The organism is Mesobacillus subterraneus, from assembly GCF_003937825.1.
GTDB lineage: Bacteria > Bacillota > Bacilli > Bacillales > Cytobacillaceae > Mesobacillus > Mesobacillus subterraneus.
The window spans coordinates 1-14,543 of sequence record NZ_RSFW01000023.1; the positions used below are offsets into that span (position 1 = coordinate 1).

The window sequence follows — 14,543 nt, forward strand, 5'->3', positions numbered from 1 at the left end:
CGCTTGTTTGTTTAGTTTTCAAAGAGCAATTCATTTTGCGTCGCTCCGTCAGAAGCAACTCTTATATATTATCAGGTTCAAAACCCGATGTCAATAAGTTTTTTCTTTTTCCTTGCCGCTAACTAAGTAGCTCGTAGCAACAGATATAAATATAGCATCTTTAATATCCAATAGCAACATGTTTTTTTACTTTTTATTCACGAAAACAAAAGAAAGATAATTCATATTTCTGTGGCCAAATCCCGCCCCTTTAAAAGTCGCCAAACAGCTGCTTCGGCACTGAATGCCTTTTTCCTTCTATTATAGAAAAAAGGCAAAACGGATCACAGCCGTTTTGCCTTTCGCCCTATCTATTAACGGTGGCGCATCAGCGGGAATAATAGTACGTCCCTAATGGATGGTGAATTTGTCAGCAGCATAACCAAACGGTCGATGCCGATTCCAAGTCCGCCTGTTGGAGGCATACCATATTCCAGTGCTTCGATGAAATCATCGTCCATTTCATGCGCTTCATCGTTTCCTTGTTCTTTTTCCTTTAACTGCGCTTCAAAACGTTCTCTCTGGTCGATTGGATCGTTCAGCTCGGTAAATGCATTTGCATGCTCCCTTGCTACGATGAACAATTCGAAACGGTCTGTGAAGCGTGGATCCTCATCATTCTTTTTCGCCAAAGGAGAAATATCAACCGGATGGCCATAGATGAATGTTGGCTGGATCAGGTGTTCTTCTACTTTCTGCTCGAAGAATTCGTTAACGATGTGGCCGTATTGCATGTGCTCAGTGATTTCCACTCCGTGCTCTTTTGCAAGTACGCGGGCTTCTTCTGTGCTCATTAGCGGCCAGAAGTCGACTCCAGTGTATTCTTTGATTGCATCGACCATATGGACTCTCTTCCATTCCGGCTTCAAGTCAATTTCATATTCCCCGTATTGTACAGTTGTTGTGCCGAGGACATCCTGTGCAATGTAAGCAACCATGTTCTCAGTGAGGGACATGATGTCACGCCAGTCTGCGTATGCTTCATACAGCTCAAGCATCGTGAATTCAGGATTGTGTCTTGTGGACACACCCTCGTTACGGAACACGCGGCCGATCTCATATACTTTTTCCAAACCGCCGACAATCAGGCGCTTCAGGTGGAGCTCAATTGCAATACGCATGTATAGCTGCATATCAAGCGCGTTGTGATGTGTAATGAAAGGACGTGCAGACGCTCCGCCGGCAATGGAATGCATTAATGGCGTTTCGACTTCCAAATATCCTTGTCCATCTAAATAACGGCGCATTGACTGGATGATGCGGCTGCGGTTAATAAACGTTGTCTTGCTGTCATTGCTTGTAATCAGGTCGAGGTAACGCTGACGGTAACGCTGCTCAACATCCTTCAGTCCATGGAACTTTTCCGGAAGCGGACGCAGTGCCTTCGTCAGGAATACGAAGTTTTGAGCCTTAATGGAAAGCTCGCCTACTTTCGTTTTGAAGAGCGTACCTTCTACACCGACAATGTCACCCAGGTCAGCAGTATCGAAAACCTCATATTGTTCTTCACCGACTGCATCCTGGCGCACATAAATCTGGATTTGGCCAGCAAGGTCCTGGATATGTGCGAAGCCCGCTTTCCCTTTTCCGCGTTTTGTCATGATCCGTCCAGCTATTTTTACCGAAACACTCTTCGCTTCGATCTCTTCCTTTTCCAGTTCACCATATTCACTGATTAGCTCTTCTGTCAGATGAGTACGCTCGAAACGTTTTCCGAATGGATCCATGCCCTTTTCGCGCAATGCATTCATTTTGTCCCTTCTGACTCTGAGCTGGTCATTCAATTCTTCATGACTCATGTCGCTTTCACTCCAATATATAAAATAAATTTCTTATGTAATCCTGAGTTTGTTTAATGGATACTTTTATTATTTTACACAAACTATCGTATTCAGACATTAAAAATCTCTTTTAAATCGCCAAATAGATAAAAAACTGCCAGTTTGACCACTGGCAGTTACATGTAAAGATAAAGGTATTATAGGAAAAGTGCCGGGTAATGTCAATTTTTATCCAGCCTGGTGAGTTTTTTCCTCGTTCATTTCTGCTTCGTCAGCGAAGTTGGTCAATACGCCGACCAGCTGGTCTCTGGTTGAACTTTCATTGATGGCATTACGCACTGTAGCATTGCCGCGGATTCCTTTCAGGTACCATGCAGCATGCTTGCGCATTTCGCGGACCGCTATGTGTTCATTTTTCAAAGCGATCAGGCGGTCAAGATGGAGGATGCTCACGTCGATTTTCTCACGAGCTGTTGGCTCACCCATTAATTCGCCTGTTTGAAGGTATTTTACCGTCCGGTAGATCATCCATGGATTGCCCAGCGCAGCACGGCCAATCATGACTCCGTCTGCACCTGTTTCTTCAAGCATTCTTTTAGCGTCTTGAGGAGTCTGGACGTCTCCGTTGCCGATGACAGGGATGTTCACAGCCTGCTTCACATCTCTGATGATGTCCCAGTTCGCTTCCCCTTCATACATCTGTACGCGTGTACGGCCGTGAAGGGCAATCGCCTTGCCGCCGGCGCGTTCAACCGCTTGTGCATTTTCAATCGTAAAAATATGTTCTTCATCCCAGCCCATACGCATTTTTACGGTCACTGGCTTTTCCACCGCATCCACTACAGCAGAAACCATTTCGTAGATTTTGTTCGGGTCAAGCAGCCATTTCGCCCCTGCATCACATTTCGTGATCTTCGGTACAGGGCAGCCCATGTTAATATCAATGATATCCGCATTGGTGTTCTGATCCACGTACTGCGCTGCCTTGACAAGCGTTTCCTTTTCGCCGCCAAAAATCTGCAGGCTCAGTGGCTTCTCTCGTTCATCTATATATAACATATCGAGTGTTCTATCGTTTTGTAAAACAATACCCTTGTCACTGACCATTTCTGCACAAACAAGTCCAGCGCCGAATTCTTTGACCGTCAGGCGGAAGGCTGAGTTACAAATGCCGGCCATCGGTGCAAGGACAACCTGGTTCTTCATTTCGATATCGCCGATCTTAAGCATTTTATCCCCTCCTTCTGAATTATTATCATATATTAACCCTTACTGCGGTGTTAATTCTTCTAAATCGACACCCAGGAATTCAGCGATTTTGATAATCAAGCGTTCATCTGGCATCCTGTTGCCTCGTTCAATTTCCCCAAGGATGGAAACCGATACGCCCAGTTCTTTCGCAAAGCTTTCCTGTGTAAAACCCTTCAGCTTTCGATAAGCGCGAATACGTCTTCCCCATTTTTCTGCTTCCATATTCGTACTCCTTCTCTATCCGGTATACTTAGTAAACATTTTTTCAGCGGCTCCGCCATGTTCGGAAGCTTGAGATTCGGGTCCATTTCTAGCAATGGAAGGATGACAAACGCGCGTTCGCTCATCCGAGGATGCGGAACTGTAAGCTTCTCTGTTTCAATATTTTCGTGATTATACAGCAATATGTCAAGGTCCAAAGTTCTGGGACCCCATTTCATTTCCCTTTTCCTGCCAAGTTTCAATTCGATTTCAAGGCATGTATCCAAAAGTTCCACCGGTCCCAGGCTTGTCTCGACCTGGATTGCCATATTCAAAAATTGATTCTGATCTGTATAGCCGACCGGATCTGTTTCATAGACTGAAGAAGTATTTACCACCGAGATTTCCTCATTGCTCCCGAGGAGGAGGATCGCCTGCACCAGGTAGCCAAACCGGTCCCCCAGATTGGAACCGAGTGCAATATATGCTTTGTTTTCCACTATTATCGGCTCCTTGTAATTTCAACTGCGACTGATTTGTAATGTCCCGGAATTGGCGGATCTGGCTTGATTACTTTTACATGGCAGGCTTCCACAAAGTGAAAGCGGCTTAGGATGGTGGCAGCAATTTTCTCAGCTATGGTCTCGACAAGCTTAAAAGGCTGGCCTTCTACAATCTCCTTGCATGCCTCGTATAGCTCAGCATAGTTGATCGAATCCTCCAGATTATCGCTTTTGCCGGCTTTTGAGAGGTCCAGTTCAACAGACAGATCAACCCCAAAGCGCTGCCCAAGCTTTGTTTCTTCAGGAAAAACACCATGGTAGCCGTAAAATTCCATCTGATTCACATGTATTTTATCCATGATACTCACCCTTTCCCATCATCGCATCCATCATTTTTGCCATCCGCGACATCTCTTTTACATCATGGATCCTGACGATCTGACAGCCCTTTTGGATTCCGTAGCAAACGGTCGCTCCCGTCCCTTCTGTCCGTTCGGTCACCGAAAGGTCGAGAGCTTTGCCGATCATCGACTTCTTCGACGTTCCAAGAAGCACGGGATATCCTAAAGCGACAAGCGTATCAAGATGGCGCATCATCTCGAGGTTCTCCCGAAGGTCTTTCGCAAACCCGATGCCCGGGTCAAGGATGATTTGATCATCGCTGACGCCTGCCTTTTTCGCAATGGTGATGCTTTCATACAAGTCATTGAGCACATCTCTGATGAAGTTCGAATAATTCCGGTCATTCCGGTTGTGCATCAGAATGATCGGCACCCCGGTTTCAGCCGCAACGTCGGCGATTTCCGGATCTTCCTTCGCTCCCCAGATATCGTTGATGATTGTTGCACCAGCATCAACAGCACTTTTAGCTACCTTCGATTTATACGTATCGATGGAAATCGGCACCTGAACTTCTCTCGAAATGGCTTCAATTGCTGGGACAACCCTGCTGATCTCGTCTTCGTCGGAAATCCGTTCATGCCCAGGCCTTGTGGATTCGCCGCCGATGTCCAGGATATCCGCTCCGTCAGCAATCATTTCTTGGGCATGCCCGACAGCATGTCCAAGTTGATTGTATTTTCCGCCGTCCGAAAAAGAATCGGGAGTGACGTTCAAAATTCCCATGATCAGTGTTTTATCAGTGAAGTCCAATGTATATGGACCGGCTTTTATCACGTTCTTCATGTATGAGCTCCTCCATCCAATTGTGTTCTGCTCCATAATGTCTCACGGTAAGCTGCATATTGGCCAAAAAGAAGATTCACCAGTTCTCCTGATTTCCCGGGAAAGCTTTTACCCTCGAACTCAGTAACGGGGACGATTTCCTGAATTGAGTTTGTCAGGAATAATTCATCAGCACTTTCTGCTTCTTCCTTTTTGTAAAAACCTTCACGAACCTCGATGCCTGCGTTGCGGGCAAGCGCAATGACGAACCTGCGGGTAATTCCATTCAAAATCCCCGTTTCGACCGAAGGCGTGAACAGGGTTCCATCCTTGTACCAGAATACATTTGAGACGATACCTTCTGATAAAACTCCATCCCTGGTGAGGAAAATTCCCTCCCGGTTCATCGCAGGGCCAACTTCACGTTTGGCCAGGACATTGTTGAGATAATGGTGAGACTTCAACCGCTCCGATCCCTCTGGCGTATTCCGCGGCAAATCCATCAGCACGGCCTTCTTCTCACTCATTCCCCCAGCCGGAGGAAGAGATTTTGCAAAAACGATGATATTCGGATTGTTATAACGCTCGGTCTGCAAGCCGATTTCGCCATTGCCTGCCGACACGTTGAAACGGATATAAGCGTCACGAAGATCATTTTTCGCTAAAAGCAAGTTCAAATTCTCTGTTGTTTGCTCCCTTGTAAATGCGGCCTCAATATTAAGGATATCCAGACTGGAATTAAGCCGCTCCAGATGATCCTCCAGCAGGAAAGGATGTCCGTTGTAGATTCGGAAGGTTTCGAACACACCCAACCCATATAAAAAACCGTGGTCGAAAGGAGAAATCGCCACTTTGTCCTTTTCGATGAATTGTCCGTTCATGTATACATACATTATCTGCTGACTTCCTTTTGACGTGCTGATTTATATTCAGAGATGAAGTTTCTGAGCAGCTGTTTGCCTGGCGTCGTTAAGATCGATTCCGGATGGAACTGGACTCCTTCGACAGGCAGTGTTTTGTGGCGGATCGCCATGATTTCGCCTTCTTCTGTCCATGCCGACACCTCGAGGCAGTCAGGAAGGTTTTCTTTTTTCACGATGAGTGAATGATAGCGCGCTGCAGGAAATGGATTTTCCAGCCCTTTGAAAATGGTCTTCCCGTCATGGTAAACCATTGATGTTTTTCCGTGCATCAGACGCTCCGCGCGGACGACCTCACCGCCGAATACCTGTGCGATTGACTGGTGGCCAAGGCATACACCGAAGATCGGGGTCTTGCCGGAGAAATTCTTGATGGCCTCCAGACTGATGCCCGCTTCATTCGGGCTGCACGGTCCAGGTGATATCATCAGAAACTGCGGGTCCAGCTGTGCGATTCCCGGGATGGATGTCTGATCATTGCGGATGACCTTGAGCTCCTCGCCCATTTCACCCAAATACTGAACCAGGTTATATGTGAAAGAATCATAATTATCGATCATTAGTATCATGCTTTACCCTCCGCAAGCTCCTTTGCTTTCCATAGAGCAATTGCTTTCTTTAAGGATTCTTTGTATTCGTTTGCCGGTATGGAATCTATGACGACACCGGCTCCCGCCTGGACATGGGCCATCCCATCCTTGACGAGCATTGTCCTGATGATGATGTTCAATTCCATGTTCCCGTTAAAACCGAACCAGCCGAGTGATCCTGTATAGGGACCCCTCCTCACCGGTTCAAGCTCCTCGATGATTTCCATCGTCCGTACCTTCGGGGCACCTGTGATCGTGCCGCCAGGGAATACCGCATTGACGACATCGAACCAGGTCTCGCCTTCTGCCAGCTCGCCCCTCACATTTGAGACGATATGCATGACATGCGAGTACTTTTCGATCACCATGAACTCATTGACCTCCACGGTGCCGTACTTGCATACCCTGCCAAGGTCATTCCGTTCAAGGTCGACAAGCATGACGTGCTCGGCACGCTCTTTTTCATTGTTGATCAGTTCATTGGCCAGTTTCAAATCCTCTTCGTCTGTCGCTCCCCTGGATCTTGTCCCGGCAATCGGCCTTGTGCTGACCTCAGAACCTTTTACTTTTGCTAAAAGTTCAGGCGAACCGCTGACAAGCTGGAAATCCGGTGTATGCAGATAGCCCATGTATGGGGAAGGATTCAGCTTTCTCAGCTGCCGGTACACTTCAAGGGCTTCCGTTTCAATCGGCTTTGACTGTCTCACAGACAAGTTCACCTGAAAAACGTCACCCTGGGAGATGTATTGCTGGACTCTCTCAACTGCCTCCATAAACTCGGCTTCATTCATGGAGACGTCCAAATGGTCTGCTGCCGGCTTGTCCAAATTTGAAGCTTGAGCCGGAACATCTTTCTCCCAGCGTTCCTTCCAATCTGCCAGCTTCTCTTCTGCCTGCTTCTCCTCGCCAGGTTCCGTCAAAGCCATGATCCAGAGAGTTTCAGTGTGATGGTCGAATACAAACCATTCAAGGAACAGCTGAAAATAAACTTCAGGAATTCCCGAATCATCCTTCGCAATAGACGGCAGCTTCTCGATATAGCGGGCATAATCATAGCTAAGGTAGCCAATCGCCCCGCCCTGGAAATCAGGAAGGCCTTCCACCTCAGGTACATAATAAGGTTCCATTTGAATTTTCATTAACTCAAGTGGATTCCCTTCAAGCGTCGTCGATTCCCCATTTTGGGTGATGGTCAATTTATTGTCTTTACCTGAGAAAACCATTTCCGGCTTGAAGGCAGCCATGCTGTAACGTCCACCCCGTCCGCTTTCCAGGATGACATGTTCTTTATATTCTTTTGCAATATGGTCATATTGATGAAAAAAACGTGAAGCAGTATATGGAATCGTCAATGATTGAATGCTGTAATGCGACAAGCTCTTCACTCCTACTTTTTTCTCTTTTACCATCATACATTAAGCCGGGCACGCTTTCATTTTTAAAATGATGAAATTTTGCATGTTTTCTATAAAAACAGTGCTGATTTATATATTCATGGAGCAGTATTTGAATTTATTTAACCAAAAACTCATTTTATTTTACTATAATGGCGATTTAATTAACCAAATCACGATTTTATTTAACCTAAACCCAAGTTTAATCAACCTTTATCCAGGTTTATTTTACTTTTTTCCTTTAAATGTAAAAAGAGACATGCCCGAAGGCCTGCCTCTCTTACAGTTTTATTCTTCAAATTGATAAAGTGGTGTGCTCAGGTAACGTTCGCCGTTACTTGGGATGATAGCCAGGACTTTTTTGCCTTTGCCCAGTTTTTTCGCTGTTTCGAGTGCTGCATAAATGGCAGCTCCTGAGGAAATTCCTCCAAGCACGCCTTCTTCTTTCGCGGCGCGACGGGCATAGTCGAATGCCTGCTCGTTTTCCACCTTGATGATTTCATCATATACTTGTGTATCAAGGACGCCAGGAACGAATCCTGCGCCGATTCCCTGAATTTTGTGCGGCCCTGGTTTCCCGCCTGACAATACCGGTGAGTCAGCAGGCTCTACAGCAATGATCTTGATGTCTTTATACTTTTCACGAAGAACTTTTCCTGCACCACTGATGGTTCCGCCCGTACCGATTCCGGATATGAATGCGTCCAGCTGGTCTCCCATCTGTTCCACGATTTCCGGTCCAGTCGTCTTTTCATGGATTGCAGGGTTGGCTTCATTCTCAAATTGCTGAGGCATGAAGTAGCCATGTTCCTTTGCAAGCTCATCTGCTTTCCGGATGGCACCGCCCATTCCTTCAGGCCCAGGAGTCAACACGAGGTCTGCTCCATAAGCACGCAGCAAATTCCTGCGCTCCATGCTCATCGTTTCCGGCATGACAAGGATGGCTTTATAGCCCTTTGCTGCCGCTACCATGGCAAGACCGATTCCCGTATTGCCGCTCGTCGGTTCAATGATCGTGTCGCCTTGCTTCAAAACCCCTTTGGCTTCCGCTGCCTCGATCATCGCAAGTGCAATCCGGTCTTTAACGCTGCTGCCCGGGTTCATATATTCAAGCTTCAAGTAAACGTCTGCACTTTGGTCATCAACAAGTCTGTTCAATTTCACGATTGGTGTCTGGCCAACAAGCTCAGTAATGGAATTTGCAATGCGTACCATTTTACCCACCTCTTATTCCGAGTATTTTAATTGGTTTTATTAAAATTTACCAGTACTTTATGTCTATGTCAATTAGTATGCTTCGACAAAAGAAAAAATCAGTCTTCTGCCCACCCTTTTTAAACTATCCCAATTTCTCATAGGTTAAACAAGCGAAAAAGCACTGGTGCCTCGACCAGTGCTTTCCCGTCTATTTATGATCCGTATCTCCATAGAACCAGGTTACGCCTGCCTCATTCCAGAATGCTCGTGCAGATACCGGGATGTCCATTTGCTCAAGGGCAATCTGCCTGCGAATCTGGTTTTTCACGTCTGCGAAGGCGTATTTCTTGCCTTCGAGTTTTTCATGAAGATAGACAATCGCATAGCCATTCTCCACTTTTACAGGTCCTGTCCATTCCTCTGGCTTTAGCGACTTTGCCGCGGCGAGGATCTGGGGATCAACCAGTTCATCCTCTTCATTGATGAATCCGATGTTCCCTCCCTCATTAGCGGAAAATTCATCGATTGACCGTTCCATTGCCAGGGCGGCAAAGCTTGAACCACCCTTCAGTTCTTTCACGGCTGAATCGGCCTCTTTTTCCGTAGGGACAATGATTTGGGAGAGGTGATAGGATGCAGGGATTTCAAACAGGCTTTTATTCTGTTCATAAAAGGCCTTCATATCTTCTTCAGAAACTTTAACATCCTTCGTTAAAAGTTCTTCGAGCAATAGACTGTATTTGATTTGCTGCTTCCACTTTTCCTCGGTCTTAGGCTCACTGCCAGCAGACGAATACAAAGCTTTATAGATTGTCAGCTCACGTTCGACGGCCTGGTCAGACACTTCGATGCCATACTCTTCAGCCATCTGCAGGACCACTTCCTGATCAATCAAATCCCTGAGCGTTTCTTCCCCGTATCTTTCTTCCAGTTCAGTCAGCCACGCCTGCCGGGTGATTGATTCCTTGCCAACCTCAGCAACTGCTTCTTGTTTCCCCTGAAGGAAGGCAGGCTGTGTCAACAAGATAATCAGAGTAACAGCGTTCAACATGGCTAACCCGGCAATGATGTACCAAAGCTGCTTTTTATCCACTTCTCTTCCCCCAGAAAATTGCTTATTTTGCTTCTTTCTCTATCTCTTCAAGTTCCTCTTTAGAGAACATATATTTTTCATTGCAGAAATGGCAATGCGCTTCTGCCTGACCTTCTGTTTCAATCATATCCCTGATTTCCTCAGCGCCAAGGCTGATCAAGGCATTGCTGAAACGATCTTTGGAGCAGTTGCACTCGAATGATACCGGCATTGTTTCCAGCACTTTTACATTTTCTTTTCCGAGTAACTCTTCCAGCAGTTCTTCTGGAGATAAGCCTTTTTCAATCAGTTTGGATACCGGAGGAATGGTTTGCAGCCTTTGTTCAATGGCAGAAATCGTTTCCTCTGTCGTCCCCGGCATGAGCTGGATGATGAATCCTCCGGCCGCCTTGATTGAATTGTCAGGATTAACAAGAACTCCGACGCCTACGGAAGAGTTCACCTGTTCAGAAGTCGCAAAGTAATAAGTGAAATCTTCTCCAAGCTCACCTGAAACAATCGGAACCTGTCCTGTAAAATAGTCACGAAGCCCAAGGTCCTTTACGACAGTAAGGGTTCCGTCTGTGCCGACACCCCGCCTGACATCCAGCTTGCCATGTTCATTCAAGTCGAAATGGACATGCGGATTGGATACATAACCCCTGACCTGCCCTTTCGCGTTGCTGTCAACCAGGATCAATCCAAGCGGGCCGCCGCCTTCAATCTTGATCGTCAATTTGTCCTCGCCCTTGAGCATCGCACCCATCATGACACCTGCTGTCATCGTGCGGCCAAGAGCAGCCGATGCTACCGGCCATGTATAATGGCGGCGCTGCGCTTCTCCTACTGTTTCGGTTGTTTTCGTTGCATAAGCCCTGATCTGGCCATCATATGCAAGAGCCTTCACTAAATAATCGCTCATTTGTTTACTCCTTTCGTGCTGTAAAAACTTTTTTGATTACCGAAAAATCGATTATATATTTTTATCCATATTACGCTTATAGATAAGCTGCAGTCCCTTTAATGTCAGGAATGGATCGACAACATCGATAACATTGGATTCCTGGGCGATCAAACTTGCCAGGCCGCCGGTTGCGATGACTTTAGGCGTGACTGTACTCTTATCCTTCATCCGTTTAACTATTCCCTCTACTTGTCCAACATATCCATAAAGGATGCCTGCCTGCATTGCCGACACCGTGTTTTTGCCGATTACATCATCAGGTCTGCTGATTTCAATCCGCGGCAGTTTGGCAGCTCGTGAATACAGAGCTTCCGTTGAAATCCCGATTCCCGGTGCGATCGCTCCGCCCATATATTGATTCTGGTCATTGATATAGCAGTAAGTAGTGGCCGTTCCAAAATCGACGATGATCAGCGGGCTTCCATACTCATGGATCGCTGCTACCGCATTGACAATTCGGTCTGCGCCGACTTCTCTTGGGTTTTCATATTTGATATTGAGTCCTGTCTTAATGCCAGGCCCAACAACTAAAGGCTTCAGATGGAAATATTTCTGGCACATTCTCTCAAGGGAGAACATGATTGGCGGAACAACAGATGAAATAATGATTCCATCTATATCTGAGAAAGAAAGCTGGACATGGTCAAACAAATTTTTAACGATCATGCCAAATTCATCTTCAGTTCGATGGCGGTTTGTCTCTATTCTCCAATGGTGTTTAAGCTCTTCCTGATCATAAACACCCAACACGATATTTGTATTCCCGACGTCAAAAACAAAAATCAAGCTACTCACCAACTTATTCATGATTTTCTCTATCAAACACTGCAAATATCATACCATAACCACTGGGAATTCACTAAATAAACTAAATCGTTTCACTTGAAGCTAAGTAAAGGCTAATTTTCCTGTCAGGCCCGACCAGTATATTGGCTGAAAAAAAAGGTGTAAGTTCCCTTTTTTATGAAAATTCCTGTTTTACCACGCCTGTTGATTTTCGCTCCAGGCGCTTCGCTTTCCGCGGGCTGTCTGGGAGCCTCCTCGGCGCTTTATGCGCCTGTGGGGTCTCCCATGACTCGCTCATCCCGCAGGAGTCTTCGCGCCTTCCACTACAATCAACATAGTTCATAAATAAAGGATGCGCATGTCTGTTTATCAAGTTAATTTATGCAAGTGAATCTGGCAAATCTTTGTCCAATAATAGTTACTTAAAGGTTGGGTTTTCACCCATAAAAACAAAGTCACTCAAACTTCCTTTTGTCAATCATTATCTTAGTAAGAGCCTGTCTTAAAAAGTTATACGGCAGCCCTTTTAACATACAACTTCCTCCCCACCCAAACTATAAAATCTTATAAAAAAAACAGGCGCTCCAAAATGGAGCACCTGTTTTGATGTCTATTCTTTTCGTTCTTCGTCGATTGCCTTTGGTTCTTCGATGACTGAGTCTACTTTCTTGTCAGTCTCTTCGATTGCCGGCATTTCGTCGTCTTTTTTTGTATTGATGGTGACTTTCATGTCGTCCTTCGACAGGCTGACACTGCGGTCAGGAAGGCGTCCATGGTCAACCAAGTGCTTGATTTGCTCTGCATCGAGAGTTTCTACCTCTAACAAGGTATTAGCGATAATATCCAGCTTATCGCGGTGTTCTGTCAGCAGGCTTTTCGCTCTTGCATAGCAATCCTTGATGATTGTCTGGATTTCAACATCGATTTCATATGCGATCTTGTCAGAGTAGTTTTGTTCATTGTTCAGGTCACGGCCCAAGAATACCTGGCCCTGTGCCTGACCAAACTGCAATGGTCCGAGCTTATCACTCATACCGAATTCAGTAACCATCCTTCTCGCAATTCCTGTTGCACGCTGGAAGTCGTTATGGGCACCTGTGCTCACTTCGCCAAAGACAATTTCTTCGGCAACGCGGCCGCCAAGGAGGCCAGTGATTTTATCAAGAAGCTCTGGTTTTGTCATGAAGTAACGATCTTCTTTTGGAAGCATGACGGCATATCCGCCTGCCTGTCCGCGAGGGACAATCGTTACTTTATGCACCATTTCAGCTTCATCAAGGACCACGCCGATGACGGTATGGCCGGCTTCGTGGAATGCAACAATATTTCGTTCCTTCTTGGAGATGACACGAGTCTTCTTAGCCGGACCTGCGATGACGCGGTCTGTTGCTTCATCAAGATCCTCCATGTCAATCTTCTTCTTGTTGCGGCGGGCAGCAACAAGAGCCGCTTCGTTCAACAAGTTTTCAAGATCCGCACCAGAAAAACCTGGTGTACGGGCAGCGATATTTTTCAGGTTCACTGACTCGTCAAGCGGCTTGTTTCGAGCATGTACCTTCAGGACAGCTTCACGGCCGGTTACATCCGGACGGTCAACTGTGATCTGGCGGTCGAAACGTCCTGGACGCAGCAATGCCGGGTCAAGGATATCAGGTCGGTTTGTAGCGGCAACGATGATGATTCCTTCATTCGCACCAAAACCGTCCATTTCAACAAGCAACTGGTTCAGCGTTTGTTCACGCTCATCATGGCCTCCGCCAAGACCAGCGCCACGCTGGCGGCCGACAGCATCGATTTCATCTATGAATATGATACATGGAGCATTCTTTTTTGCTGTTTCGAATAAATCACGTACACGAGAAGCACCGACACCGACAAACATTTCAACGAAGTCGGAACCACTGATTGAGAAGAACGGCACTCCCGCTTCCCCTGCAACAGCACGGGCAAGCAATGTCTTACCTGTTCCCGGAGGACCTACCAAAAGGATTCCCTTTGGAATGCGCGCTCCAAGGTCAGCGAATTTACGAGGGTCTTTCAGGAATTCGACAACCTCGACTAGTTCTTGCTTTTCTTCATCCGCACCAGCAACATCTTTGAAGCGGACTTTCTTCTTTTCTTCGTTATACAGCTTCGCTTTGCTCTTGCCGAAGTTCATGACACGGCTTCCGCCACCCTGTGCCTGGTTCAATAAGAAGAAGAACAGGATGAAAATAATGATGAACGGAATGATGGATGTAAAGAATGTTACCCATCCGCTTGTTTCCTTCGCAGGCAAGATTTCAACATCTGCTTCTGCAGCTGCTGTTTCGATGCGGTTAAGAGTCTCAGGATTATTCCAGACATAGGTAATGAAACCTTTGCCTTCCTCCTGGCCCTTAAGCTGGCCTCTTACCTCATAGACACCGCGTTCTGGCTGCAGCGACAGGTCACCATCGACATTGCCTGCTTCCAGCTCCTGCATGAATTGATCGTAAGAGATTTGTTCAGTTGGCTGGTTATTGCCATTAAAGAAGCTTACTACCCCAATAATGACTAAAAATATCAATAAATAAAAGATGGTATTACGGAAGATCCGATTCATCCCTTACCTCCTCCCACGGTAGACAAACTATACTAAATAGTATCATAGCAAATTATGCTAATACAAGAAATTAACATTCAGAATATTTGGTTGTTAA

14 protein-coding genes are annotated in these 14,543 nt (G+C 46.2%); all 14 read right to left on the bottom strand.

Annotated features, from left to right (window positions below; translation table 11 throughout):
- Positions 1–353: 353 nt before the first annotated feature.
- Entirely contained in the window at positions 354–1,838 is a 1,485-nt protein-coding gene (gene lysS, locus EJA10_RS18910) for a lysine--tRNA ligase (protein WP_125481599.1), read from the bottom strand.
- Between the two features lie 210 nt (positions 1,839–2,048).
- Positions 2,049–3,050, bottom strand: coding sequence for a tRNA dihydrouridine synthase DusB (dusB, locus tag EJA10_RS18915; protein WP_125481600.1), 1,002 nt, complete (start codon positions 3,048–3,050; stop codon positions 2,049–2,051).
- Positions 3,051–3,089: 39 nt separating this feature from the next.
- A complete protein-coding gene (locus tag EJA10_RS18920; protein WP_125481601.1) occupies positions 3,090–3,293 on the bottom strand; it encodes a helix-turn-helix domain-containing protein in 204 nt (67 codons plus the stop codon).
- Positions 3,245–3,772 carry a 2-amino-4-hydroxy-6-hydroxymethyldihydropteridine diphosphokinase gene (gene folK, locus EJA10_RS18925; protein WP_125481602.1) on the bottom strand — a complete coding sequence of 176 codons (528 nt, stop codon included), beginning with the start codon at positions 3,770–3,772 and terminating at the stop codon, positions 3,245–3,247. Before folK ends, EJA10_RS18920 begins: the two co-directional genes overlap by 49 nt.
- 2 nt (positions 3,773–3,774) lie before the next feature.
- Complete coding sequence (gene folB, locus EJA10_RS18930; protein WP_125481603.1) at positions 3,775–4,134, bottom strand: dihydroneopterin aldolase; 360 nt, start codon at positions 4,132–4,134, stop codon at positions 3,775–3,777.
- A complete protein-coding gene (gene folP, locus EJA10_RS18935) occupies positions 4,127–4,960 on the bottom strand; it encodes a dihydropteroate synthase (protein ID WP_125481604.1) in 834 nt (277 codons plus the stop codon). Before folP ends, folB begins: the two co-directional genes overlap by 8 nt.
- The gene (pabC, locus tag EJA10_RS18940) at positions 4,957–5,832 is read right to left on the bottom strand and encodes an aminodeoxychorismate lyase (RefSeq protein WP_125481605.1); all 876 of its coding nucleotides are present in this window, start codon (positions 5,830–5,832) and stop codon (positions 4,957–4,959) included. The genes folP and pabC overlap by 4 nt, the downstream gene beginning before the upstream one ends.
- Entirely contained in the window at positions 5,832–6,428 is a 597-nt protein-coding gene (pabA, locus tag EJA10_RS18945; protein ID WP_125481606.1) for an aminodeoxychorismate/anthranilate synthase component II, read from the bottom strand. The genes pabC and pabA overlap by 1 nt, the downstream gene beginning before the upstream one ends.
- Positions 6,425–7,825: an anthranilate synthase component I family protein gene (locus tag EJA10_RS18950; protein ID WP_246017874.1), complete on the bottom strand. Its 1,401-nt coding sequence runs from the start codon at positions 7,823–7,825 to the stop codon at positions 6,425–6,427. The genes pabA and EJA10_RS18950 overlap by 4 nt, the downstream gene beginning before the upstream one ends.
- A 306-nt stretch (positions 7,826–8,131) precedes the next feature.
- Positions 8,132–9,058 (bottom strand): cysteine synthase A, encoded by a 927-nt coding sequence (gene cysK, locus EJA10_RS18955; protein WP_125481607.1) that lies wholly within the window; start codon positions 9,056–9,058, stop codon positions 8,132–8,134.
- 190 nt (positions 9,059–9,248) lie between these two features.
- The gene (locus EJA10_RS18960; protein WP_125481608.1) at positions 9,249–10,133 is read right to left on the bottom strand and encodes a peptidyl-prolyl cis-trans isomerase; all 885 of its coding nucleotides are present in this window, start codon (positions 10,131–10,133) and stop codon (positions 9,249–9,251) included.
- Between the two features lie 22 nt (positions 10,134–10,155).
- Positions 10,156–11,034, bottom strand: a complete 879-nt coding sequence (gene hslO / locus EJA10_RS18965; RefSeq protein WP_125481609.1) for an Hsp33 family molecular chaperone HslO — start codon at positions 11,032–11,034, stop codon at positions 10,156–10,158.
- A 51-nt stretch (positions 11,035–11,085) separates the two neighbouring features.
- Positions 11,086–11,862: a type III pantothenate kinase gene (locus tag EJA10_RS18970; RefSeq protein WP_170169192.1), complete on the bottom strand. Its 777-nt coding sequence runs from the start codon at positions 11,860–11,862 to the stop codon at positions 11,086–11,088.
- Positions 11,863–12,472: 610 nt separating this feature from the next.
- Positions 12,473–14,446, bottom strand: coding sequence for an ATP-dependent zinc metalloprotease FtsH (gene ftsH / locus EJA10_RS18975; protein ID WP_125481611.1), 1,974 nt, complete (start codon positions 14,444–14,446; stop codon positions 12,473–12,475).
- Positions 14,447–14,543 lie beyond the last annotated feature (97 nt).